The organism is Pontibacter ruber (genome assembly GCF_023630205.1).
Classification (GTDB): Bacteria; Bacteroidota; Bacteroidia; order Cytophagales; family Hymenobacteraceae; genus Pontibacter; species Pontibacter ruber.
Genome location: NZ_JALPRR010000001.1, coordinates 1,329,331 through 1,352,923, shown reverse-complemented (window position 1 = coordinate 1,352,923; position 23,593 = coordinate 1,329,331). Strand labels below are relative to the sequence as shown.

Genomic DNA, 23,593 nt, shown 5'->3' with positions numbered 1-23,593 from the left:
GACAATTTTATCTCTCCTCCTGAGAAAGAGCACTTTATGATGCCTCTTCAGGTGGTATACATTGCCGACAGTGTTACGATTTCAGGTGATGGATTGCTATAACTGCCATGTGTTCAGGCATGTTACAGCGCATACGACTGCGTTTTACCTTTATTGTTAAAATCAGGAAAAGGTTACAACCTTGTACACAAATTTCACGCTGCAGAGAAGGACACATAGCCCAATATCTATATAATAACCTGACTACGAGTAAAATAAAAAGAGCCAGCATGGTTAACATACTGGCTCTTTTTATGTCAGAACAATCTTTACCGCTGCAGTAGCAGTCTTTGCTTTAGCTGCCTGTCTGATGAGCGGAGCTGAAGTAGGTATACGCCATCGGGTAAATGGCCCAATTTCAGCTCCAGCTGCTCTGTGACCTGGGGCAATTGCTGTCGGTGCACGGCATGGCCCAGCATGTTGATAACCTGAACTTCTACCTGTAGCAGCGGCTCCCTGGTTGTCAGCAACACCCGGCCGTTGCTTGGATTCGGATACAGAACAAACCCCATCGCTCTGGCCTCATCAGCCAATCCGGTTATTGTCACCTGCCATACATCGGAATATGCAGAGAAGCAGCCTTGGGCATTGCGCACCCGAACCTTGTAGGCCCCACCTTCTTTCACCGTAATGGATCTTGTACTGCTTGCCAATTTCACATCATCCCGCACCCATTCATAATGATCGCCTTCTAAACTTGCTCGCAGCTCTTGTGCGCCTACCTGCTCTATTGTTGGCCTGGCCGGCAGCGGCTTTACCTCCACTTTTACAGCCTCGCTGTAGCTTACGCCACAGGCCCCGGAACTGACCACACGCCTGAACCAGGTGGTATTGCTAAGTATACCGGAAGTATACTGCTGGCTCTCGTTTGGACCTGCTGCAGGCACAAAGCCATCTGTAGCACTGGTTATACTTGCTTCCCAGCTGTAAGTATAAGTACCGTTGCCACCAGCCGGGGTAGAGCCCTCCAGCATAGCAGGCGCCTGCCCTGCACAAACTGACTGGCTCCCCTGGATGGTATTGCTACTGATTGGCTGCGAAACAGCGATAACCAGTTCAGTTGCTGCGCTCCGGCCACAAGGATTCTCGGCGGTTACACGTATCACACCTGCTTCGGTTCCTACCACAACTTTGATATGGCTTGTATCCCGAAGACCTACTATGCTCCAGCCTGCCGGCAATGTCCAGTTATACTTCCGGGTATCTTCCATCACAGGCACGCTGTACGTTGCCTCACTGCCGGTACATACGCTGATTGGGCCGGTAACTGCCACAGGCTTGGCTGGCACTTTTGTCGTTACCCTTACCTCTTCATGGCGGCTACCGCTCTCGCCGTATTGATTTTGCGCTTTTACACTTATACTTCCGCTTGTGCTGCCAGCATTAACCATGATCTGGTTGGTTCCCTGCCCTGCGATGATCATCCAGCTGGCAGGTACGCTCCAGGTATAGCCGGTGGCCCCACTTACCAGAGACACCATATACGTGGCAGTTACTCCAGCACATACTTCCGTTGGTCCGACTATAGGAGCAGGGGTTGCGGGAGGATCTGTAACGACAATCTGGCCACCAGACGCTAAAGTATAAGAGGCTGCATACCCTACTGGTACAGCAGAGAAACAAAGTACAAAGTATAGTAAAAGGTATCGGAGTAGATGTCTTCTCATACAGCAAGGCTAAGTATAACAGTAGCAATATATTAAATATGCTATACTCTTTCAGGCTTTGCTGAACTTTAGTTTCCAGGTGAGGAGAGGGTAAGGAGAAGTGAGAAGCTGGGATCTGGGAAGCTAAAATGCAAAAAGCCTAAACCGTTTCCGATTCAGGCTTTTTCTGAGGTAGCGGGAACAGGACTCGAACCTGTGACCTTTGGGTTATGAGCCCAACGAGCTACCAACTGCTCCATCCCGCACTGTTATTGTGTTACAAAAGTATAACATCAATTTATACTTTGCAAGTTCTTATACCTGAAAAACGATAAAAAAGTTAGAATTTACTCGTTATCCCGAAGTGTATTTTAGAGTATTTCAGTGAAAGTGGCTGTTGCTCAGATCGTCCCACAGAATACACCAATTGAAAAATTCCGGCTCCGGTGCTAAAGCTGATGCCACCTCCTATGCCCAAAGGCAGGTCTTCGGCAAAAGAGTTCTCCAGGTCGCTTCGGTAATAGCCCTGGTCGTAGAAAAGCAGCACATACGAATCTTCTGCAGTGAACAGGCGGTACTCCAGCGTGCCTACGCCGTAGGTAGAGGCATAAAAGAAGTACTCGTCAAAGCCGCGCAGTGAGGAGAGGCCTCCCAGGCGGTACATGTCGTTCAGGAAGATCTGGTCGTTGAGCAGGCTCTCGCCCTGCAGCCTTGCCAACAGCGCTCCGTTCTTGCCCAGTTTAAAGAAGTTCTCCAGTCGCAGCGCCAGACTCAACTGAGTAGTCTTCATATCAATCGTGTCATAAAAGCTTTTCTCCAGGTTCGGGTTGCGCAGCACCTGTTTGTTTCCGGCTGCCAACTGCAGTTCCGCCAGCCTTCCTTTTCTCGGGAAATAAAAATCGTCGAGGTTGTTCCAGAGGTAATTCAGGCCATAGGTATTGGTTCGGGCATCCGCCAGGTCGAGTTTTTGCAGGCTCTGCGTATTGGCCGAAGAAAGGATGTTGGAATTGCGCCACTCGGTGAACACGCTGAAACGGCCATACCTAATGGTATTGTAAGCCAGTTGCAGCCGGGGCTGTACGATGATGAAAGAGGAGTCCTGCTTTTGCAGGTTAAAGCGACCGCCCAGCTCAAAGGGAGTGCCAAACAGGTTCGGGTGCAGGTATTCGCCGTTGAGGATAACAGAACCGCGGCTCACACGCCGCCACTGTAGCCCCAGCTGCTTGCCGCTGCCTTTGATGTTGCGGATGTTCAGGTTGGCCTCACCGGTTATCAGCAGCTTGTTATCGCGGCGGCTGGGGTCTGGCAAAAATCCAACAACACCATCTACCTGGTTTGTCTGGCGGTCTTCCAGGAAGTATACGATGCGGGCTTTGTCGCGGGCAAACTGCACCTGCGGCGGGCGTGTTACTTTAATGTAGGGCAGAGCCGTAAGCATGCGTTGCGATGCCTGCACTTGGTCCTGGTTGTAGGGCTGCCCCGGGTACAGCTGCAGGTAGCGCATCAGAAACTTCGGCTGTGTTTTGCTGCCACCCATTACCTGCACCGAATCATAGGTTACCACAAATGCTTTCTCCACCATCAGCGTAGCAGAAATCCTGTTGTTCTGGATCTTAACAGAGTCGAGCCAGACGGAGGCGAAAGGGTAGCCGCTACGCTCGGCAAAATCAAGGATACGCTGCTGCAGCTTCACGTACTCGGCAGGCTTAAAAGGTACGTTGCGGTAAAATTTTTCCCGGAAGCCTGACTCGATCAGTATACCCTCGCTCAGGTTGCCGTTTCGCAGTTCGGCCCAGTCGTAGCGGTTGCCGATGTGCAGTTTCACGTGGAGCGTATCGCCGCGGTTAAACGAGCTGTCAGCGGAAGTTAGCAGAAAGGCGTCCTGCTGCAGCTTTTGCACCAGAGCCTGCACTTCTTTTCGGGCTTCCAGCGTATCGGGAAGTTGGGTGCGGTAGTTGTATTGGCGCAGCACCTGCTGGTCTTGTGCCGAAGTATAAACCCGCAGCGCCACCTTTGCCTGCACAGGCTGCAAAACCTGCAGCAGCGGCTTATCCTGCGCCTGCACCAACGGCAGCCACAAGTATAAACACCAGACTAAGGCAGCTATTTTATACATTTGTACTGTTAATTGTTGAATTGTTTAATGGCTAAATTGTTAAGTCTATAACAGATGCCTGTTTAGAGGGTATGTTTGCAAAAGTAAGCGTGCCTTACCAGATTATCACATCGGACTGCATACATATCAACCTGGCTGAACAACAATTTAACAATACAACAATTTAGCGATTTAACCATTGGCTGGCATATACATCCACATACCTTTCTGCAAGCAAGCTTGCCACTACTGCGATTTTCATTTCAGCACCTCCATGGTACTGAAGGCCGACATGGTACAGACCATTAACCGGGAACTGGAACTGCGCCGGGATTACCTGCAGGGCCAGCCGGTGCATACCGTTTACTTTGGCGGCGGCACCCCATCGCTGCTTAACCAGCACGAACTGCAGTCGATTCTGGCAACAGTGCGGGTGCTGTTTATAGTTTCGGATGATGCCGAAATTACCCTGGAGGCCAACCCGGACGATCTGAAGCCGGAGAAACTGCAGGAACTGAAAGCTGCAGGAATCAACAGGCTGAGCATCGGCCTACAGTCGTTCCACGAGCCGCACTTGCGCCTGATGAACCGCGCCCACTCCGCTACCGAAAGCCTGCAGTGTGTGAAGGACGCCCAGGCTGCCGGCTTCGACAACATCACCGTAGACCTGATCTACGGTGTACCGGCCCCGGACCACAGCATTTGGCTGGAAGACCTGAAAACGCTTTTCTCGCTGAATGTGCAGCACGTATCCTGCTACGCCCTCACCATCGAGCCCGACACTGCATTCGGCCGCTGGAGCAAAAAAGGCAAGTTCAAGCCTTCGGAAGACGAGTTCACGGCGCAGCAGTTCGAGATTTTGCTGGAGCAGATGCAGCAGCATGGCTACGTGCAGTACGAGATTTCGAACTTCTGCCAGCCTGGCTATGAATCGAAGCACAACAGCAGCTACTGGCGCGGCGTGCACTATTTGGGCGTGGGGCCTAGTGCGCACTCTTTTAACGGCCACAGCAGGCAGTACAACGTATCGCACAACAGAAAGTACATCGATGCCCTGAAGCAGGACGTGGTGCCTTTCGAGCTGGAGGAGCTCACCCTGGCCGACCAAGCCAACGATTACCTGCTCACCACGCTGCGCACCATCTGGGGCTGCGATCTCAGTAAGCTACGCCAGGAATACAAGTATGATTTAGGTGCTGATCACGTGCCATACCTGCAGGAGCTCCAGGAAAAGGAACTGGCAAGTATAAAAGATAACGTGCTGTACCTGACAGACAAAGGCAAACTACTGGCCGACCAGATCACGCTGGACCTGATGGTAGAATAATCGCAGGAAAGTATAGGGAAAATTTAACAGCCGCGTACATACGACGAAATTATATAGTAGATTTACAATATACGCATCCTGTTATCACCTAACCTTATGCAGCAACTGGAAACGCTCTTCTCGAATGATATCACCCGGATTGCGGTTGACCGTGACCATAACCTGGTGGTGAACGTATGGCAGAAGCATGTGAGCCATGAGGAGATGGTTCAGACTGCCGTGAAGCTTAACCAGATCTTGAAGGAGACGAAGGCCGATAAACTGTTGCTGAGCGCCCTGAACCTGGGCACGATCTCTGCCAACACCAAAGAGTGGCTCACCAACACCTACTACAAGTCGCTTTCCGAAATGGGCCTGCAGAAATTAGCCCGGGTGCTACCGGCTAACCTGTTCAATAAACTTTCCCTGGAATCGGTTATGACCCGGGCTGAAGCGCTGGGCACTATCCGCTTTGAGACGCGTAATTTTGCCAGCAACGAAAGCGCCATGATCTGGCTGCGGGAGTAGACAACTCCTGTGTTCAGCCTTCCCGAGCAATAGGCTCAATTTATACTTACGGCAGAGCGATACTCAAACTTTTTCCGTTATACTTGCTAAAAGCCTCTGCCTATGACAGCCTCCATCACCTTTCAGGATCAGGTTTATACTTTCAACCCGCTGCAACCGCTGGATATTTCGATGCCGCTGCACGACCGCCAGCCGCAGCCGGAGTGCTTCTGGGCCGAGCCTGTTCAGTTTGACGTGATCCGGGTAGGAGATTTTGTAGGATCTGTGGCCGAAGGAGGTAGCACGAACTACAAGCGCGTGCATGTAACGCCGCATGGCAACGGTACCCATACCGAGTGCTACGGCCACATTTCCGCCGATGAGCATGCCACGATCCACAACTGCCTGAAGCGCTTCCTGTTTGTAGCGCAGCTGGTCACGGTAACGCCGCACAAGCAAGAGAATGGCGATGAGGTGGTACTGCTGGAGGATGTAAGAAAACAACTAGAAGGTATAAAACCCGAGGCTGTTATACTTCGCACACTGCCTAATTCGGATGAAAAGCTTACCCGCCACTATTCCGGCACTAACCCGCCCTACTTAGAACACACCATCGGGCAGTACCTTGCCGAGAAAGGCGTGCAGCACCTGCTCCTGGATTTGCCTTCCGTTGACCGCGAACTGGACGAAGGAAAGCTTTTATGCCACCATGCGTTCTGGCAATACCCGAAGAACACCCGTTGCGGCGCTACCATCACCGAGCTTATCTATGTTCCCGATCATATTCCGGATGGTTTATACTTGCTGAACCTGCAAATTGCCAGCCTGCAATTGGATGCCAGCCCAAGCAAGCCAGTACTTTATTCGTTATCACCTGATTACCTGGAATTGTAAGCTGACCTCACAGCGTCTTTCAGACCTGTGAGTGTCTGAACTTTAGCCTAGCTTCGTAGCAAATAAGACGCTCACAGGTCTGAGAGACACTGTGAGGTCTGAAGCTATACTTTAAAACAACGCCTCGGCTACTTTACGCACCGACTCCGATTTGCCCATCGAATAGTAGTGCAGACACGGCACGCCAAACTCCATCAGCTCTTTTGACTGCTGTATCGCCCATTCTACTCCGATTTGGGCAGCCGCTTTGTTATCCGGGCAGGCCTCGATAGCGTCTGCCAGTTCACAGGGAATTTCGATATGGAAAAGGCTCGGCAACAGGTTAAGCTGGCTTTTGGTGGTCATTGGCTTCAGGCCAGGTATAATGGGTACGTTTATACCTTCTTCGCGGCAGCGGTTCACAAAGTCGAAGTACTTCTGGTTGTCAAAAAACATCTGCGTTACAATGTAATCGGCGCCTAATTCTATTTTACGCTTCAGCCAGCGCAGGTCCGATTTCATGTTGGGCGCTTCAAAATGCTTCTCGGGGTAGCCCGCTACACCTATGCAGAAATCCGTTGGGTTATGATACGTCTGTTCGTCATCGAGGTAGCAACCGTTGTTCATATCCACTACCTGCCCGATCAGTTCAGTCGCATAATTATGTCCGCCCGGTTCAGGCATAAAACGTTGCTCGCTTTTAACGCAGTCGCCACGTAGCACCAGCACATTGTCTATGCCTAGAAAATGAAGGTCGATCAGCGCGTTCTCGGTTTCCTCTTTGTTAAAGCCTCCGCAGATCAGATGCGGCACGGTATCTACTTTGTAGTTGTTCTGGATGGCTGCGCAAATGCCTACTGTGCCTGGCCGCTTACGCGTGGTGCGCTTCTCCAGCAAGCCATTTTCCCGCTGCTTGTACACATACTCTTCGCGGTGGTAGGTCACATCGATAAACGGCGGTTTAAACTCCATCAAGGGATCGATGTGATTAAACAGGGTGCGCATGTTCTCGCCTTTCAGCGGAGGCAATATCTCAAAAGTAAACAGCGTTTTGCCATTCGCGTTTTTGAAGTGTTCCGTTACTTTCAATTTATACTAAATTGTTAAATGGTTTAATTGTTAAATTGTTGGTTTTGATCGGGTCCAACATCCTTAACCCCTGAGAGCTACGCTCGCTAGTCACAGGAGGGGAAACTATGCCTCTTTTTGCTGTTCCGGATTTTCTAACCTGGAACCTGCCCTGCTGCGGATATCCTTATCCGCTTTACCCATCCCTGCACCCTCCGAGGAGGGGAATTTCGACTATTGCTTATTCCCCTCTTGTAGACTAGTCAAAACGCGAGTTTTGAGCTAGCGAGCGCAGCTCTCAGGGGTGTGTTTGATAGCATCCGCTTAACCTCCCTTCACACAAGATCCTTTCAGGATGACAAAAGGAAAGAGTAAGTATAAACTCCCCTTCTTGGTTAAGGATGGGTGGTTGGTTCGCTACACCGCCTGCTGCTGCTTTACCGGCTTTGGATCATAGTTCAGGTTCGGTGATAACCAACGCTCCAGTTCTTCTTTGGCCATACCTTTGCGCTGCGCGATATCAGCTACCTGGTCTTCGCCAATCTTGCCCAAGCCAAAGTACTTCGACTCCGGATGTGAGAAGTATAAGCCGCTCACCGAAGCTGCCGGGTACATGGCCAGGTTTTCGGTAAGTATAACTCCTGAGGTTCTTTCGGCATCCAGCAAATTAAACAGTGTGATCTTCTCGGTATGGTCCGGGCAACCAGGATAGCCTGGAGCGGGGCGAATGCCTTTATAACTCTCCTTGATCAGATCCTCGTTGCTCAGGTTCTCTTCCGGCGAGTAACCCCATAGCTCCTTGCGTACTTTGGCATGCATCAATTCGGCAAAAGCTTCTGCTAGCCTATCCGCTAACGCTTTTACCATGATGGATTTATAGTCGTCGTGCTCGGCCTCATACTTCTCCAGCAGCTTCTCAATGCCAAAACCCGCTGATACCACAAAGCCGCCAATGTAATCGGGTACGCCGGTTTCTTTCGGAGCTACAAAATCGGAGAAAGCCAGGTTAGGCACGTTTGCACCCTTCTTGCCTTGCTGCCTCAACGTATGGAATTCCGTCAGCACGTTTCCACGTGAATCATCAGCGTATACTTCAATGGTATCATCTGCCTCCACGTTGGCAGGATAGAAACCAACTACAGCACGGGCCTCCAGTAATTGCTTATCCACAATCTCCTGTAGCATTGCCTGCGCGTCGTTAAACAGCTTCGTAGCTTCGGTACCTAATTCCGGATCGGTCAATATTTTCGGGTACTGACGCTTGAGCTCCCAGGCATGGAAGAACGGTGTCCAGTCGATGTACGGCACGATCTCCGAAAGCGGGTAATTGGTGTAGGTTCTGTTGCCGATAAAGCTTGGCCTAGTTGGCTGCGTCGCATTCCAGTCTACTTTATACTTGTTAGCACGGGCTTCATCTATACTTGCAAAAGCACGGTCCTTGGTTCGGCCCAGGTGGTCTTCACGCAGCTTTTCATATTCCGCTTTGATCTCTGCTATATAACTATCACGCTCGCTGCTAAGCAGGCTGCTCACTACGGTTACACTTCTGGAGGCATCGTGCACATGCACTACCGGACCGCTATACTGCGGCGCAATTTTTACGGCGGTGTGCACCCGTGATGTAGTTGCTCCACCGATCAACAGTGGAATCTTCATGCCACGGCGTTCCATTTCCTGTGCTACGTACACCATTTCATCCAGTGAAGGCGTGATCAGACCACTTAAACCAATGATATCTACTTTATGCGCTTCGGCCTCTGACAGGATCTTATCCAGCTGCACCATCACGCCCAGATCAATTACCTCGTAGTTGTTACAAGCCAGTACCACGCCCACAATGTTTTTACCGATATCGTGCACATCGCCTTTTACAGTCGCCATCAGGATGGTACCTGCTGTTGATTTGGACGTATCATTAGCTAACTTTTCTGCTTCCATAAACGGCAACAAGTACGCCACCGACTTCTTCATCACACGCGCACTCTTCACTACCTGCGGCAAAAACATTTTACCGGCACCAAACAAGTCACCCACCACAGTCATACCTGCCATCAAAGGGCCTTCTATCACATCCAATGTTTTGGTTGCTTGCTGGCGTGCTTCTTCGGTGTCTTCTTCTATGTAGTCAACTATACCTTTTACCAGAGCATGTTTTAAACGCTCTTCTACCGGGGCATCACGCCAGGCGTTATCGGCTCCAGCGGCTGTTTTGCCTTTACCTTTTATAGTTTCGGCATAGGTTACGAGCTTTTCGGTAGCATCCGGATGACGGTTAAAGATCACGTCTTCGATCAGGTCGCGCAGCTCGGTTGGTATCTCGCTGTAAACTCCCAGCATACCCGCATTTACGATACCCATGTCCATACCAGCCTGCACGGCATAGTATAAAAACACAGTATGCATTGCCTCGCGCACCACATCATTGCCCCGGAACGAGAACGACAAGTTACTTACGCCACCACTTACCAGGGCATGCGGCAGGTTTGCTTTTATCCATTTTACAACCTCGATATAATCTACCGCATAGTTGTTGTGCTCTTCTATACCTGTGGCAATCGCCAGTATGTTCGGGTCGAAGATGATGTCTTGTGGCGGGAAGCCAACTTCATCTACCAGTATGCGGTAAGAGCGTTCGCAGATCTCTTTTCTGCGCTCCAACGTATCAGCCTGGCCCTGCTCATCAAAAGCCATTACTACTACGGCGGCACCATATTGGCGTACTTTGCGAGCCAGTTTCTTAAATGCTTCTTCGCCTTCTTTTAGCGAGATAGAGTTAACAATAGATTTACCCTGCACGCACTTTAAACCAGCTTCGATCACGCTCCATTTAGAAGAGTCGATCATAATCGGCAATTTGGCAACGTCGGGTTCAGAAGCGATCAGGTTAAGGAAGTTGCTCATGGCCTGCTCTGAGTCGAGCATGCCTTCGTCCATGTTCACGTCAATGATTTGCGCACCACCCTCTACCTGCTGACGGGCAACTGCAAGCGCTTCTTCAAACTGACCGTTAACTATAAGGCGGGCAAACATCTTCGAGCCAGTAACATTGGTGCGCTCGCCGACATTTACAAAAAGACTTTCAGGGGTAATGGTGAGGGGCTCAAGGCCGCTGTAGCGTGGGAGAGGAGCTACCGGAGTAGGAACGTGCGGTTTATACTTCTGCACTAAGTCTGCAATTACTTTGGTGTGTACGGGCGTAGTGCCACAACAACCACCCAATATGTTTACTAATCCCTCTTTCAGATATTCCTCTACGATAGCTCCCATCTGCTGCGCGGTCTCGTCGTAGCCACCAAACGCATTGGGTAAACCGGCGTTCGGGTAAGCACTGATGTAACAGTCTGAAATACGGGATAGATCCTGAATGTGTGTTTTCAGCTGACGGGCACCTAAGGCGCAGTTGAAACCAACACTCAATATAGGCGCATGCGAAATGGAATTATAGAAAGCTTCTACCGTCTGGCCAGACAAGGTACGGCCGCTGGCATCAGTTATAGTTCCTGAAACCATGATCGGAAGCTCTTTACCGCCATCATTTACATATTGTTGTATAGCAAAGAGAGCAGCCTTACAGTTCAGCGTATCAAATACCGTTTCTACTAACAGCAAGTCAGAACCACCATCCACCAAGCCGCGCACCTGCTCGTAGTAGGCCTCTACCAGTTGGTCAAAGGTGATAGCGCGGTAGCCGGGGTTATTTACATCCGGAGAAAGCGAAGCCGTTCGGTTAGTCGGGCCAATGGCACCAGCCACAAAGCGTTTCTTTGAAGGATTTTTAGCTTCTATCTCATTTGCAGCTTCACGCGCAATCTTCGCTGATTCATAGTTAAGCTCATACACCAGGTGCTCCAGCTTGTAATCAGCCATGGCTATACTTGTGCCGCTGAACGTATTGGTCTCGATAATATCGGCACCGGCTTCCAGGTACTCGGTATGGATGGTTTTAATGATATCTGGGCGGGTAATGGAAAGCAGATCGTTGTTGCCTTTCAGATCAGAGGGATGATCTTTGAACCGTTCGCCACGGAAATCGGCTTCCTGTAGCTGGTAACGCTGGATCATGGTGCCCATGGCACCGTCGAGCACAAGTACGCGCTCTTTAAGCTGCTGGTAGATCGGATGTGTTTTGGTCATGGCTGGTGTCTTTCTTCTCGTAAGTCTTCTGCATTGTCTTATCAAGAAGGACACCCTAAGGCAGGATATACTTTCTTATCTTTTCCCGGCTAACGTATAGCTGGGAAGGGAATTAGCACCAGGCTTGTACAAGGTTGCTAAGACGTCATAGGGCCCTATCCCTCGGTCTTTCTTGATAAGAAGCTGCAAGTTACTATACTTATCCGCAAAATGCGAATTTTTGTTGCGCGGGTTGGCAAAGACAGTTGCAGCTGTAACAGAAATGGATAAAAACAGAAAAGGACACGTTTCAAGTGTCCTTTTCCTAAAAGAGTTTAATTGATTTCCAATCTATAACCCTTTATGTCTATTTATACGCCGCCTCAGCAGATAGGTTACTGTAAAACCTTTTAGATGAGGCAAATAAAAAAGGGATGCTGATGCATCCCTTTCCTGATCGTATAACTGCCCTGAAGCAGCATGATACTGGGTTGAATTACGCTTCGGCTTCTACCTTAGGTATTACAGAAACGAAAGAACGGTTTTTTCTGCCTTTCTTAAATTCAACGATGCCGTCAACCATTGCAAACAGCGTGTGGTCTTTGCCCATACCCACGTTCTGACCTGGGTGGTGTGCAGTACCTCTTTGTCTTACAATAATGTTACCAGCGATGATGTCCTGGCCACCGTAAATCTTAACACCCAGACGTTTGGAGTGTGACTCGCGGCCGTTGTTAGAACTACCAGCTCCTTTTTTGTGTGCCATTTTCTTTAATATTTAACTCAGGTTAGCGAACTAAACTGAAAAGATTCAACGATTAATTTCTTCTTACTGCTTATCCAATGCTCTCGATCAGGACCTTTGTGAATTGCTGGCGGTGGCCATTCTTCTTGCGGTATCCTTTTCTTCTCTTCTTTTTGAAAACGATCACTTTGTCGCCTTTAACAAGGCTTGAAACGATTTTACCAGTTACTTTAACACCGCTTACAAAAGGGGCGCCAAGCGTAACAGTACCGTTATCATCAGTAAGAAGAACATTGGCGAACTCAACGGCGTCACCATCATTGCCGGAAAGCTTGTTAGCGTAGATGAACTTACCGCTCTCTACTTTGGTCTGTCGACCTGCGATTTCTACAATTGCGTACATCAGCTTCAATGTATATTTTTAGATTTAGTCTGCAAAAGTAGTGGTCTTGATTGTAATATGCAAATGGTTGCTGCTTAATTCCTTCTGTTTTCCACTTCACTAATCCACACTTTTGTGGAAAACGCTGTTGAAATCAGCAAGCCAATTTTACGTATCTGTGAAAAACCCGCACAACTTACTACACAGCAACATCTTACACGCATTCCCAAATCCAGTACTTTTCCACAAATCCACACCATCATCCTACCAGCTACTTACTTCCAAGCCGGAACAACCTTCTCATTTTTGTACTTTCGCCAACCCTACAACTCTCTGTTGTAGCTAAAATCATTTTTCATGCTCACGGCGCTGCATTTATAGTTGGTTTACAATATTTTAGCTAATCTATATATGTTATCCACTATGTGGATAACCCTGTGCATTACAACACAACATACAGGTTAACAGCTGGTTAAATAAGTGTGGAGAAATTGAACAACTTTGGACCTCATTTTCAAGTTCATTTCTCTATATTTGAACTCCTGATTTTTCCGCAGGCTCTTGCAAAGCTGGTGCCTGCCTGAAGAGAGATCAAATAGCTTTGAAGCCGTAGCTGGCTTGTCAGATCTATTAACCTACTATATAAAGTTTACGCGTTTATGGAGCCAATACTAAAAGAGAACCCAAACCGCTTTGTCTTGTTCCCGATACAGCACGATGAGGTGTGGCAGATGTATAAAAAGGCCGAAGCCAGTTTCTGGACCGCAGAGGAGATCGACCTCTCGCAGGACACGAAGGACTGGGAAAACCTGAACGACGGGGAGCGCCACTTCATCAGCCATGTGCTGGCATTCTTTGCTGCTTCGGATGGCATTGTAAATGAAAACCTGGCAGTAAACTTTATGCAGGAAGTACAGCTGCCTGAGGCACGTTGCTTCTACGGCTTCCAGATCATGATGGAGAACATCCACTCCGAAACTTACTCCCTGCTGATCGACACCTATATAAAGAAGCAGTCAGAAAAAGATTACCTCTTTAACGCGCTGGAAACAGTGGCGTGCGTGAAGAAAAAAGGAGAGTGGGCGCTGAAATGGATCAACAGCGAAAATTTTACTGAGCGCCTGATCGCTTTTGCGGCCGTGGAGGGCATCTTCTTCTCAGGTTCGTTCTGCTCTATCTTCTGGCTGAAAAAGCGCGGCCTGATGCCAGGGCTTACGTTCTCTAACGAGCTGATCTCCCGTGACGAAGGCCTGCACTGCGATTTTGCCTGCCTGTTATACTCTATGCTGCAGAACAAACTGCCGGAGAGCCGTGTGCATGAGATCATCCGCGATGCGGTAGCCATTGAGCAGGAGTTCGTAACAGACGCACTGCCGGTAGATCTTATTGGCATGAACGCGAAGCTGATGAGCCAGTACATCGAGTTTGTGGCCGACCGCCTGCTGGTGGCACTGGGCTACGGCAAGATCTGGAATGCCACCAACCCATTCGATTTTATGGAGATGATCTCGCTGCAGGGTAAGACTAACTTCTTCGAGAAGCGTGTGGGTGAGTATCAGAAAGCCGGCGTATTGGGCGGCTCTGACAAAAACGTATTTTCGCTCGACGAAGATTTTTAATAATATCAGAAAATACCTATGTTTAGGAAGCCATCGGGGAAAGGTGCCATCCCCTTCCCCCGGCTTACTTATACTTTGCCCGGACAAAGCATGCCCTGAAAAGGCTGCAGCAACACAATCCGGGACCATAGTTGGCTACAGCGCCATCAACCGGAGGCAGGCTGCCTCATCGCACGTAAAAGCATTAGGCTTTACCTTATAAAGATTAGTATTACAACGGTTTACGCCAGTATCTGCGTATTCTGTTATGTAAATATTAAGATGTTTCAACCTGCTGCACATGCAGCAGTTACACTATACCTATATCCAAAAAATCCGGGCCTTTGACACCCGCTAAATGTATACGTTATGTTAGTAGTTAAACGAGACGGCAGACGCGAATCCGTCAAATTCGATAAGATCACGGCACGCATTGAGAAACTGTGCTATGGTTTGAACATGGACTATGTGTCGCCGATTGAGGTGGCCAAGAAGGTGATCGATGGTATTTACGACGGTGTAACGACCGTGGAGCTGGACAACCTGGCTGCTGAAACGGCTGCTTCGCTTACCACCAAACACCCGGACTACGCGGTGCTGGCGGCCCGTGTGGCCATCTCTAACCTGCACAAGGTTACGAGCAAGTCGTTCTCCAACACCATGAAGCGTCTTTATACGTACGAAGACCCTAAAACCGGTGAGAACGCATCGCTGATCGCAAAAGATGTGTACGAGATCATCCGCAAGCACGCTGCTACGCTGGATTCTTCTATCATCTACGACCGCGACTACAACTACGATTATTTCGGGTATAAAACACTGGAGCGCTCCTACCTGCTGCGTTTAGACGGTAAGATTGTAGAGCGCCCGCAACACATGTTGATGCGTGTGGCGGTGGGTATCCACAAGGAAGACATCGAATCTGCCATCGAGACTTATAATCTCATGTCTGAGAAGTGGTTTACGCACGCCACCCCAACATTATTCAACGCCGGTACGCCAAAGCCGCAGCTGTCTTCGTGCTTCCTGCTGGCCATGCAGGACGACAGCATCCCGGGCATTTACGACACGCTGAAGCAGTGCGCGCAGATCTCGCAAAGCGCTGGCGGTATCGGCCTGAGCATCCACAACGTACGTGCTACGGGCTCTTACATCAAAGGCACCAACGGTACATCCAACGGTATCATCCCGATGCTGAAGGTATTTAACGACACAGCCCGCTACGTAGACCAGGGTGGTGGCAAGCGCAAAGGTGCGTTCGCGATTTACCTGGAGCCGTGGCATGCCGACATTTTCGAATTCCTGGACCTGAAAAAGAACCATGGCAAGGAAGAGAACCGTGCCCGCGACCTGTTCTATGCCCTCTGGACGCCAGACCTGTTCATGAAGCGTGTAGAGGAGAACGGCTACTGGAGCTTGTTCTGCCCGAACGAAGCACCTGGCCTGGCCGAGTGCTGGGGACAGGACTTTGAGCGCCTGTACGAGAAGTATGAGCGCGAGGGCCGTGCCCGCAAAACCGTGAAAGCACAGGACCTGTGGTTTGCCGTGCTGGAATCGCAGATCGAGACAGGTACGCCGTACATGCTGTACAAAGACCACGCTAACCGCAAGTCTAATCAGCAGAACCTGGGTACGATCAAGAGCTCGAACCTGTGCACCGAGATCATGGAGTACACCGACAAGGACGAGGTAGCGGTTTGTAACCTGGCGTCGCTGGCACTGCCACGCTTCGTGAAAGAAGAGAACGGCCACAAAGTGTTCGACCACCAGAAGCTGTTCGATGTAACCTACCACGTAACCAAGAACCTGAACAAGGTTATCGATATCAACTATTACCCGGTTCCGGAGGCGAAAAACTCCAACATGCGTCACCGCCCGATCGGTTTGGGTGTGCAGGGCCTGGCTGATACCTTTATTCACCTGCGTATGCCGTTCGAGAGCGAGGAAGCACGCGGCCTGAACAAGGATATCTTCGAGACCATTTACTTTGCTTCCATGACGGCTTCCAAGGACCTGGCCAAGAAGCAGGGTGCTTACGAAACCTTCAAAGGCTCTCCACTATCGGAAGGCAAATTCCAGTTTGATATGTGGGGCGTAACACCAGACAGCGGCCGCTGGGATTGGGAAGAGCTGCGCCAGGAGGTAATGGAGCACGGCGTGCGTAACTCGCTATTGGTAGCGCCTATGCCTACGGCTTCTACAGCACAGATCCTGGGCAACAACGAGTCGTTCGAGCCTTATACTTCCAACATCTACCTGCGCCGCGTACTTTCAGGCGAGTTCATGATCGTGAATAAGCACCTGCTGAAAGACCTGATTGCGCTGGGCCTGTGGAACGATAAGATGAAGAATGACATCATCGCGGCAAACGGTTCTGTTCAGGACATCCCGAACATTCCGCAGAACATTAAAGACCTGTATAAGACAGTGTGGGAGATCAGCCAGCGTACGGTAATTGACATGAGTGCCGACCGTGGCGCCTACATTTGCCAGAGCCAGTCGCTGAACCTGCATGTAATGAACGTGAACTTCGGTAAGCTAACCTCCATGCACTTCTACGCCTGGAAGCGTGGCCTGAAGACAGGTATGTACTACCTGCGCACCAAAGCCGCTGTAGATGCCATCAAGTTTACAGTAGAGAAACAAGCCGCCGAAACACTGCAGCCGGTTTACAACCAACTAGACCAGAACCGCAGCGACATGGCCTGTTCGCTGGACAATCCAGACGCTTGCGAAGCTTGCGGATCGTAAATAACTGAAGAAGGAGGGCTTAATGTCCTCCTTCTTTTTTACCCCAAACAAGTACACCCTGTGTTACCACTGATTCCCCGTCAGTGGGGTGGAATGTTGTTGTCTATACTTTTAGCTTGATAGAAAATAAAACAAATGAAAGTAGTCTGCTTCATTGGAAGCGGCTTTAACTATATGTTAGCAGATATAGTGAAGCCACAAACTGATTTAACAATCGGAAATATTACTCTTTATGAAGAACTAATTAGCTTAAACAACCTTTGGCAAGAATTTGATTACCCTCTGCTTCAGCTTGGGAGTTTTATACCAGATAGGCGTGGAGAGCGCATGCTAGAAGCTGTCGAAAACATCCAATCCATACTGCAAAAGAGCTCAACCATAGGTAATAAAATAAATTCTACAGATCAATCTCCCCATGCCATATTGGACATCTTCATAAAGGAGCACATACAAAGAGTAGGAGAAAGGTTTACCAAATTCGAGGAAAATGGAGGGTACTCTAAAATCAACCGTGTCTTCTCAAATTTTGGAGCCGCATTCACCTCAATACTACAGAAGAACCACATCAGTGAATTCTATCTATGCTCGACCAACTATGATGGGATAGTTGATAGTTTGCTAACGTACTACTGCAAACATGAAATGAAGAGAAAGTTTATACTAAAGGATGGGTTCATAAACGAAGATTTCTACTGTGATTTGTTCAGAAGGTACAATTATAAGATAGCACACATACATGGTTCATACAGGTACTTTGATGGACCAAATAGGACCATTAAAGTAGGAAAAGCAATTGTTAATGAAAAACCATTAATGATATATGGTAATCCTTACCGAAAAGAGTCTTCAATATTGAATAACCATGTACTTAAGGTGAATTACTTAGAGCTAAAGCGTCTACTATCATCGTGTGACAAGGTAGTTGCCATTGGTAATTCATTCAATGATGAACCACACTTGCTCGATTTGCTTAGAAGTACATTCAATAGACCAGAAACTCAAATGATAGTGTGCTCTGATAAACCACATGTTGTTGCCTCTGTCCTTGAACCATATTACGGCTACACAATTCATACCCAATCCACAAAGCATGTACAGTCTGAAGAGCAGCTTATCAAGTTGTTTAGCAAGTTACTTAGCTCTACAAGTATGAACATGCTTGCCACAGCATAACTTGGATCAGCAGCAAGCTCAATAGACCTCGCGGCGTCTTTACGACCCGCGAGCGTCTAACCCCTCCAACGCCCTCTCCACGAAGCAACAGCCTTTCCGTCCCAGACGCTCGCAGGAGCTGCGCACGCTGCGAGGTCTATTCGCGTAGCGAGGCTTTTATACTTGGCTATAGCTCATCTTCTTCTATGATCGGGGCTATACTCTCTAACCCGGCGGCGTTTCCTTCGTGAAACTGCTTATAACTTTCTCTTCCGCCGAACCACGCCAACACCTCCTCCCGCTGCAGCACCGTTTTGCTGTTCGATAGTATACTATGGTAAGAGGAGTAAGGCCAATTGCGAAAATCCTTTATCAGGCTGTGATGTTGTGGGTTGAAGTGAATGTAATAAACAAGCCTCGTGAAATAGGCCTCGGAGGTAACTTCCTTTCTGCCAAACCTGTGCTGAAATAGTCGCCCGACACGCTCGTAGCGGTTATTTATAGTTTTAGCGTAAGCATTAAGCAAGTGCCCTAATTGCCGCTGTACACTTACCAACGTATTCGAATCATCTACAATACTTTTTTTCCGTAGCGCATCTTCTTCCTTTATTCGTACCAGAAAATGCACATGGTTTGGCAACAGGCAATAAGCAAAAGTATCTGTATAAGGGGTTACATGCTTACGGTAGAGCTGCAGAAAGTAGTGATAGTTATCGTGTTGCCTGAACAACGTTTCCTTATTGTTGCCCCTGGTGTAGAGGTGGTAATACTTACCTGGCTCCAACGAGATCGTTCTTTGCATGAGGCTTTATACGTCTCTTCAGCAATCAGCGGCAAAAGACCTCGCAGCGTGCGCAGCTCCTGCATGCGTCTGGGCTAGAGAGGAGCAACTAAAACACAGCCTACACCGGCTCCATCAGCCAGGCCATTGCTTCTGCCTCGCTTGTGAAAGTGCGGTGTATCAAATGAACAACGTGGTCCTGGCCCTTGTCTATCATGACCTCTACTGCTTCGTTGTTGTTTTCGAACTGAGAGGGGAGGCGCGCCATGCGCAGCAGCGAAGTTCTGGCTACCCGGGGTACATACACCTCCAGACTCCACTGCAGGTCAGCAGGGCTTATGGATTCCATAAGGCGATCGTCGGCCAGCCACCTTGTTAACGAAAACCGATCGATAAGCTCCATGCACAGCAGAAAAGCCTCTCTCAGCTCCGGCCCTTGTAGACGTCCGTTCCACACAGCTTTCCCGAACCTGGTTTCTTTTTGATAGTAAAGCGTTACAAAACTGTTTTTAAAGTATACTTGCATTAAAGGTACCCTGTGTTATAGTTAGCAAAGGTACCCAAATATTTTTTTAAGGAAACTCCTTTAGGTCCTTTAAGTAGTATGCCAACAGGAGTACCTAAGTATAACGTGTAACAGCTTTACTGCTCCTGGCCCAAAACAGAAGCATCTCCAGACTCAGCAGAGGGCTCTGGTGAAAGTGGTAGTTTCAGCCATTCTATTGCGTTGTCCAGATTATCGAAATCGCAGAAAACTATATCGCCTAAGCCTCCGCTACGCTGCAAAATATTGTTCAGCGCCATTTTATTAAACATATCTTCCGATACCACACTCGCCATACGCCGCAGCGGGCTCTCAAGCAGTTTAGGAATAAACGCTTCTACAATCCACTGCTGGTCCTGCTGCCGGATAGCTTTCATTTTACTGCGATCAGACAGCCAGTGTATGATACTGTATTGATTTATAAAATCAAGGGAGCGCATAGCCGTTACCCGTAGCTCATCGCTGCTCACAAACCCCTTCCATTCACCCAGGCCCAACTGCAAATCTTTGTCGTAGCTAACCCGTATTGCCTCGGTTTCATAATAAAGTTTAAGCATAATTTATGTAAGAAGTATGGTACTTATTGCAGCTTACAACCCGAAAGTGCTGTGTATGTTTACCTTGCTGCGCCAACTGAACTACTTAGGTAACCTGGAAGGATCTATTTAAATCAATGCCCAGATTAGATACTGTACTCCCAAAGTAAGCTTAAAGTTGGTTAGACGCGCACAAATACCTGCCTGCCCAGCGCTGGTATGCAGACTTATACACTGTTTGCCTCAGCAATACCGGAAAAGCTGGTGTTATACCTTACAGCTGCTTCTCTGCTGAAGATACCGAAGTATGCACTGATCATTCTGCCGGGCCGAAGGGTTTTCAAGAGGAAACGAAGCACGCCCGTATAAAAAGGCAAAAGCCTCCGGAGAATTCCCGGAGGCCTGTCCTATACTTTATACTTGCTGCGGACTAGCTGTTACGCACCACGATCTCTACACGACGGTTTTGCTGACGCCCCTTTGCCGTAGCGTTAGACTCTGCAGGGCGGGCTTCACCAACCGGGTGTACAGACAGGCGGTAAGCATCTATTTTGCCCTGCTTTTGGAGCCAGTTCTTTACTGCTTCAGCACGCTTTTCAGCCAGTTCCTTGTTGTAGCTGGCGCTGCCTTTAGCATCGGTGTAGCCATAGATTCGTACCTGCCCCTCTTTGCTGCGCTGTGCTATAGAAGAACTGATCTTCTGCAGGTTTGCTTCTGCGTCTTTCTTTATCTCAGCTTTGTCGGTGTCAAACAGCACATTCTCTCCTAAAGAGTAGACGCTGTACTGGTCATTACCACGCACTTCCACATCCGTATCCTTAAACTCGGGCCAGTCTACAGTTGGCATGTTAAAGTCTACATCCCAATCTGCCTCACCTGTTTGGTCTACATCAACCGGAGAGCCATCGGCAGCAATCTGGCTATCCTTTTCATTCTCGAAGGCCACGGCAGTATCTGCAGTGGCTTCTTCTGCTTCGTTTCTGCTTGTTTCAGTTTTGCTGTCCATGTCGCTGCAGGCAACACAGAATGCCAGGGCTGCACACGCTATTATTGTATTAATTTTTTTCATAGTTCTTACTTGTTTAGTTGAATACGGCTTGTGTACGAATAGGAATAATCATAGTTGTAGAAGCCGAAGAAGGTACGCCTGGAAAAAAATCATAAGCAGCCAAGAGCTTACAGAGCAGGAGAGAAGCAGATCCGGAGCCGCTCCACTGATATCAACTGCATATTCTTTTCGAGGCAAAACTGCAGTTTTTGAGGCCGAAAACAACAGAATAATACATTTAGCTTACCTGCCATTTAAGAGGAAGGCTTTACCATGCTCTATTAAACAAAAAAGCCCCGGCCAGGTAGCCGGGGCTTTTACTTAAGGTTAGGTTCAGATCGGTTTAATGCTTTATAAATCGTTTTGTCTCGCGTTTTTCACCGTCTACTACGGTTACAAAGTATACGCCGCTCTTCAGGTTCTGCACCGGCAACATGATCTCTTGTTGGGTAGTGCTCAGGTACTGTGCTATACTTTTGCTGGCAGCGTCTGTAACCTGTACCGTGGCAGCGCCGGACGCAGCCTGCACTTTGATGGTCACCGCCGACGTAGCAAGTGTAGGGTATACCGAAGCCAGTTCCTTTGCCTGTAATTTGCCTGCAAAGTTCAGGGCAATCACGTGCGATAGGTTTACAGTACCATCATAGTCCACCTGGCGCAGGCGGTAGTAATTTGTGCCGTTTAAAGGGTTAAGATCAGTGAAGCTATACTTTAGCAATACGCTGCTGTTGCCATTGCCTTTTACTGTGCCAATCGCTTCGAATGTACGGCCGTCCTGACTGCGCTCTATTACAAATTTCTCGTTGTTTATCTCGGTAGCAGTGCTCCAGTTTAATACTGTGGCGGTATTCTGCACATTGCCTTTAAAAGATGCCAGCGTTACCGGCAAAGGTGATAGTGCATTGTCCTTTCTCCAAGATAGGTCGTAGATGCCTACCTCCTGCTGGTTAGGCGTTGCGTCAGCGTTATAGTAAGAAATAACAACACGATCTACCGCTATGCCAAAAGAGACCTTTACGTTAGCTATGTTTGAAGTTGCCGCTACATCTGTGCCAGATACTCCCAGCAATTCGCCTGCCGTGGCGTTATATTGACTGGATGCAGTGCGGAATAGCTTTTCTTTTACTAACAGTACTTCTTTACCGCTACTATACCCTTTGATAAGGAGTTTATCCTGTCCTTTGCTGTTGCTCTGGTCAATGTCAAGCAGTGTGAACGTAAGATCTTCTACCGGCTTGTTGAACTGCACCTGAACGGCAGTGCCTTTAGTGGCAGTAGCTCCTGATTGCACCAGGGCAAGCGACTTGTTTAGCGATTGAAAGCGCGTTCCGACAAAGCTTTCTGCCAGGGATACACCTGCATCACTTGTGCTTGACCACTTCATGCTTACGCCGTCTACGGTATAGTGAGCAGGTGTTGCCGCCGAAGCTACAAAAGGATTCTCCCCATCCGGTCTGCTCTTCCATGCAAAAGAAGATAAACCGCTCTCCGGAGTGCCTTCAATGATTATGTCGTCGATAGCGTAGTAATCCTGCTGGTTTGCCGGCGTAGATATCTCCCAGCGTAACCTGATCTTTTCGGCAGTCAAAAGTCCGATTGGAAGCGAGGCACTTGCCTGGTTCCAGACGTTGTTGGTCGTAGCATTTTGTGTAACTGAGGCTTCTAAGAAACTTACACCATTGTCGATGCTGTAGAATAGCTTGACAGGGCTATTGCTCGTTGTACTAGCTCCGTTTACCTTGCTTCGGTAATCTGTCCATTTAATGGTGATGCCTGTATAGCCTAAGGTAGAAAACCTGTTGTTAAGGTGGAGTACTTTGGTACTTCCGATGTTGGATGCCGTTTTGAGGTATGCACCACCTGAAGCATAGCCTGTGCTCGGCGATGTTTCAGCATTGAGCCATGTACCTGCTGTAAATGTATATCCGGTTACAGTGCCGCTGAAGTTTTCATGATAGATAATAACCTGTGCCAGCGCAGGGAAAGTAAGCGTTAAAAGTAAAAGTACTAGTGGGTAAAGTTTTTTCATATACTGCTGCTCTATTGCAACACCCCTTATGAAAGAAATATGCCACGTTCCCTTTTTTAGCAAAAAGCCTGTCTTGCTCCATTTAATAGTTTATACTTTCTCGTGTACTTCTATTTACAAGCGTCTATCTATATAGCCTTTACATTATTAAGTTGATTGTGCAACATCGGGTAAATTATTTTCTAAGTATTTGTGCAAGACATTCCAAATACAAGCAAAATATCCCTATATGGGAAAAGTTACTGATCATTGGGAACAATCCACATCTAAGTACAGTTTCATCCAAATGAGGAAGACACATCTAAGAAGAGCCTACCCACAGTAGCCACCTTGAAAGTTAACTCTCTTAAGGTATAACAACCCGACAAAATGTCGACTCA

At 48.6% G+C, this 23,593-nt stretch carries 17 protein-coding genes, 1 tRNA gene and 1 riboswitch; of the genes, 6 read left to right on the top strand and 12 right to left on the bottom strand.

Annotation, left to right across the window (positions count from 1 at the left end):
* Positions 1–308: 308 nt before the first annotated feature.
* The 3 genes from MJ611_RS06050 to MJ611_RS06040 all read right to left on the bottom strand — a co-directional run bounded on the left by MJ611_RS06050 (position 309) and on the right by MJ611_RS06040 (position 3,801).
* The gene (locus tag MJ611_RS06050) at positions 309–1,706 is read right to left on the bottom strand and encodes a T9SS type A sorting domain-containing protein (RefSeq protein ID WP_250428612.1); all 1,398 of its coding nucleotides are present in this window, start codon (positions 1,704–1,706) and stop codon (positions 309–311) included.
* 172 nt (positions 1,707–1,878) lie between these two features.
* A tRNA-Met gene (locus MJ611_RS06045) sits at positions 1,879–1,951 on the bottom strand.
* Positions 1,952–2,025: 74 nt separating this feature from the next.
* Complete coding sequence (locus tag MJ611_RS06040; protein WP_250428611.1) at positions 2,026–3,801, bottom strand: BamA/OMP85 family outer membrane protein; 1,776 nt, start codon at positions 3,799–3,801, stop codon at positions 2,026–2,028.
* 178 nt (positions 3,802–3,979) lie between these two features.
* Here MJ611_RS06040 and hemW point away from each other — a divergent pair, with 178 nt between their 5' ends.
* From hemW to MJ611_RS06025, 3 genes are all read left to right on the top strand, one after another.
* On the top strand, positions 3,980–5,107 hold the full coding sequence (gene hemW, locus MJ611_RS06035; RefSeq protein WP_250428610.1) for a radical SAM family heme chaperone HemW: 1,128 nt from the start codon (positions 3,980–3,982) through the stop codon (positions 5,105–5,107).
* Between the two features lie 96 nt (positions 5,108–5,203).
* Complete coding sequence (locus MJ611_RS06030) at positions 5,204–5,614, top strand: hypothetical protein (RefSeq protein WP_250428609.1); 411 nt, start codon at positions 5,204–5,206, stop codon at positions 5,612–5,614.
* A 102-nt stretch (positions 5,615–5,716) separates the two neighbouring features.
* A complete protein-coding gene (locus MJ611_RS06025; protein WP_250428608.1) occupies positions 5,717–6,487 on the top strand; it encodes a cyclase family protein in 771 nt (256 codons plus the stop codon).
* A gap of 111 nt (positions 6,488–6,598) precedes the next feature.
* Here MJ611_RS06025 and metF read toward each other — a convergent pair whose 3' ends face one another.
* The 4 genes from metF to rplU form a co-directional block, all read right to left on the bottom strand.
* The gene (metF, locus tag MJ611_RS06020) at positions 6,599–7,555 is read right to left on the bottom strand and encodes a methylenetetrahydrofolate reductase [NAD(P)H] (protein ID WP_250428607.1); all 957 of its coding nucleotides are present in this window, start codon (positions 7,553–7,555) and stop codon (positions 6,599–6,601) included.
* A gap of 396 nt (positions 7,556–7,951) precedes the next feature.
* Positions 7,952–11,668 (bottom strand): methionine synthase, encoded by a 3,717-nt coding sequence (gene metH, locus MJ611_RS06015; RefSeq protein WP_250428606.1) that lies wholly within the window; start codon positions 11,666–11,668, stop codon positions 7,952–7,954.
* Between the two features lie 72 nt (positions 11,669–11,740).
* A riboswitch (SAM riboswitch) is annotated at positions 11,741–11,850 on the bottom strand.
* 293 nt (positions 11,851–12,143) lie between these two features.
* Positions 12,144–12,413 carry a 50S ribosomal protein L27 gene (rpmA, locus tag MJ611_RS06010; protein ID WP_250428605.1) on the bottom strand — a complete coding sequence of 90 codons (270 nt, stop codon included), beginning with the start codon at positions 12,411–12,413 and terminating at the stop codon, positions 12,144–12,146.
* Positions 12,414–12,483: 70 nt separating this feature from the next.
* Complete coding sequence (rplU, locus tag MJ611_RS06005; protein ID WP_250428604.1) at positions 12,484–12,795, bottom strand: 50S ribosomal protein L21; 312 nt, start codon at positions 12,793–12,795, stop codon at positions 12,484–12,486.
* A 638-nt stretch (positions 12,796–13,433) separates the two neighbouring features.
* On the opposite strand from rplU, the gene MJ611_RS06000 reads away from it, so the two are divergent.
* The 3 genes from MJ611_RS06000 to MJ611_RS05990 all read left to right on the top strand — a co-directional run bounded on the left by MJ611_RS06000 (position 13,434) and on the right by MJ611_RS05990 (position 18,296).
* Positions 13,434–14,393: a ribonucleoside-diphosphate reductase small subunit gene (locus MJ611_RS06000; RefSeq protein WP_250428603.1), complete on the top strand. Its 960-nt coding sequence runs from the start codon at positions 13,434–13,436 to the stop codon at positions 14,391–14,393.
* A 348-nt stretch (positions 14,394–14,741) separates the two neighbouring features.
* The gene (locus MJ611_RS05995; RefSeq protein ID WP_250428602.1) at positions 14,742–17,123 is read left to right on the top strand and encodes a ribonucleoside-diphosphate reductase subunit alpha; all 2,382 of its coding nucleotides are present in this window, start codon (positions 14,742–14,744) and stop codon (positions 17,121–17,123) included.
* 135 nt (positions 17,124–17,258) lie between these two features.
* Positions 17,259–18,296, top strand: a complete 1,038-nt coding sequence (locus MJ611_RS05990) for a hypothetical protein (protein ID WP_250428601.1) — start codon at positions 17,259–17,261, stop codon at positions 18,294–18,296.
* A 166-nt stretch (positions 18,297–18,462) separates the two neighbouring features.
* On the opposite strand, the gene MJ611_RS05985 is transcribed toward MJ611_RS05990, so the two are convergent.
* The 5 genes from MJ611_RS05985 to MJ611_RS05965 form a co-directional block, all read right to left on the bottom strand.
* Positions 18,463–19,077, bottom strand: a complete 615-nt coding sequence (locus MJ611_RS05985) for a hypothetical protein (protein WP_250428600.1) — start codon at positions 19,075–19,077, stop codon at positions 18,463–18,465.
* A 100-nt stretch (positions 19,078–19,177) separates the two neighbouring features.
* Positions 19,178–19,513 (bottom strand): hypothetical protein, encoded by a 336-nt coding sequence (locus MJ611_RS05980; protein ID WP_250428599.1) that lies wholly within the window; start codon positions 19,511–19,513, stop codon positions 19,178–19,180.
* A 185-nt stretch (positions 19,514–19,698) separates the two neighbouring features.
* Positions 19,699–20,157 (bottom strand): hypothetical protein, encoded by a 459-nt coding sequence (locus MJ611_RS05975; protein ID WP_250428598.1) that lies wholly within the window; start codon positions 20,155–20,157, stop codon positions 19,699–19,701.
* Between the two features lie 409 nt (positions 20,158–20,566).
* Positions 20,567–21,205, bottom strand: a complete 639-nt coding sequence (locus tag MJ611_RS05970) for an OmpA family protein (protein WP_250428597.1) — start codon at positions 21,203–21,205, stop codon at positions 20,567–20,569.
* Positions 21,206–21,527: 322 nt separating this feature from the next.
* The gene (locus tag MJ611_RS05965) at positions 21,528–23,213 is read right to left on the bottom strand and encodes a T9SS type A sorting domain-containing protein (protein ID WP_250428596.1); all 1,686 of its coding nucleotides are present in this window, start codon (positions 23,211–23,213) and stop codon (positions 21,528–21,530) included.
* Positions 23,214–23,593: the final 380 nt, after the last annotated feature.

Coding starts and splice junctions, on each gene's coding strand:
- MJ611_RS06000 (WP_250428603.1), top strand. CDS start 13,434: ATGGAGCCAATACTAAAAGAGAACCCAAACCGCTTTGTCTTGTTCCCG.
- MJ611_RS05990 (WP_250428601.1), top strand. CDS start 17,259: ATGAAAGTAGTCTGCTTCATTGGAAGCGGCTTTAACTATATGTTAGCA.
- MJ611_RS06025 (WP_250428608.1), top strand. CDS start 5,717: ATGACAGCCTCCATCACCTTTCAGGATCAGGTTTATACTTTCAACCCG.
- rpmA (WP_250428605.1), bottom strand. CDS start 12,413: ATGGCACACAAAAAAGGAGCTGGTAGTTCTAACAACGGCCGCGAGTCA.
- MJ611_RS05965 (WP_250428596.1), bottom strand. CDS start 23,213: ATGAAAAAACTTTACCCACTAGTACTTTTACTTTTAACGCTTACTTTC.
- MJ611_RS05970 (WP_250428597.1), bottom strand. CDS start 21,205: ATGAAAAAAATTAATACAATAATAGCGTGTGCAGCCCTGGCATTCTGT.
- MJ611_RS06040 (WP_250428611.1), bottom strand. CDS start 3,801: ATGTATAAAATAGCTGCCTTAGTCTGGTGTTTATACTTGTGGCTGCCG.
- MJ611_RS06030 (WP_250428609.1), top strand. CDS start 5,204: ATGCAGCAACTGGAAACGCTCTTCTCGAATGATATCACCCGGATTGCG.
- MJ611_RS05975 (WP_250428598.1), bottom strand. CDS start 20,157: ATGCTTAAACTTTATTATGAAACCGAGGCAATACGGGTTAGCTACGAC.
- MJ611_RS05985 (WP_250428600.1), bottom strand. CDS start 19,077: ATGCAAAGAACGATCTCGTTGGAGCCAGGTAAGTATTACCACCTCTAC.
- metH (WP_250428606.1), bottom strand. CDS start 11,668: ATGACCAAAACACATCCGATCTACCAGCAGCTTAAAGAGCGCGTACTT.
- rplU (WP_250428604.1), bottom strand. CDS start 12,795: ATGTACGCAATTGTAGAAATCGCAGGTCGACAGACCAAAGTAGAGAGC.
- MJ611_RS05995 (WP_250428602.1), top strand. CDS start 14,742: ATGTTAGTAGTTAAACGAGACGGCAGACGCGAATCCGTCAAATTCGAT.
- MJ611_RS06050 (WP_250428612.1), bottom strand. CDS start 1,706: ATGAGAAGACATCTACTCCGATACCTTTTACTATACTTTGTACTTTGT.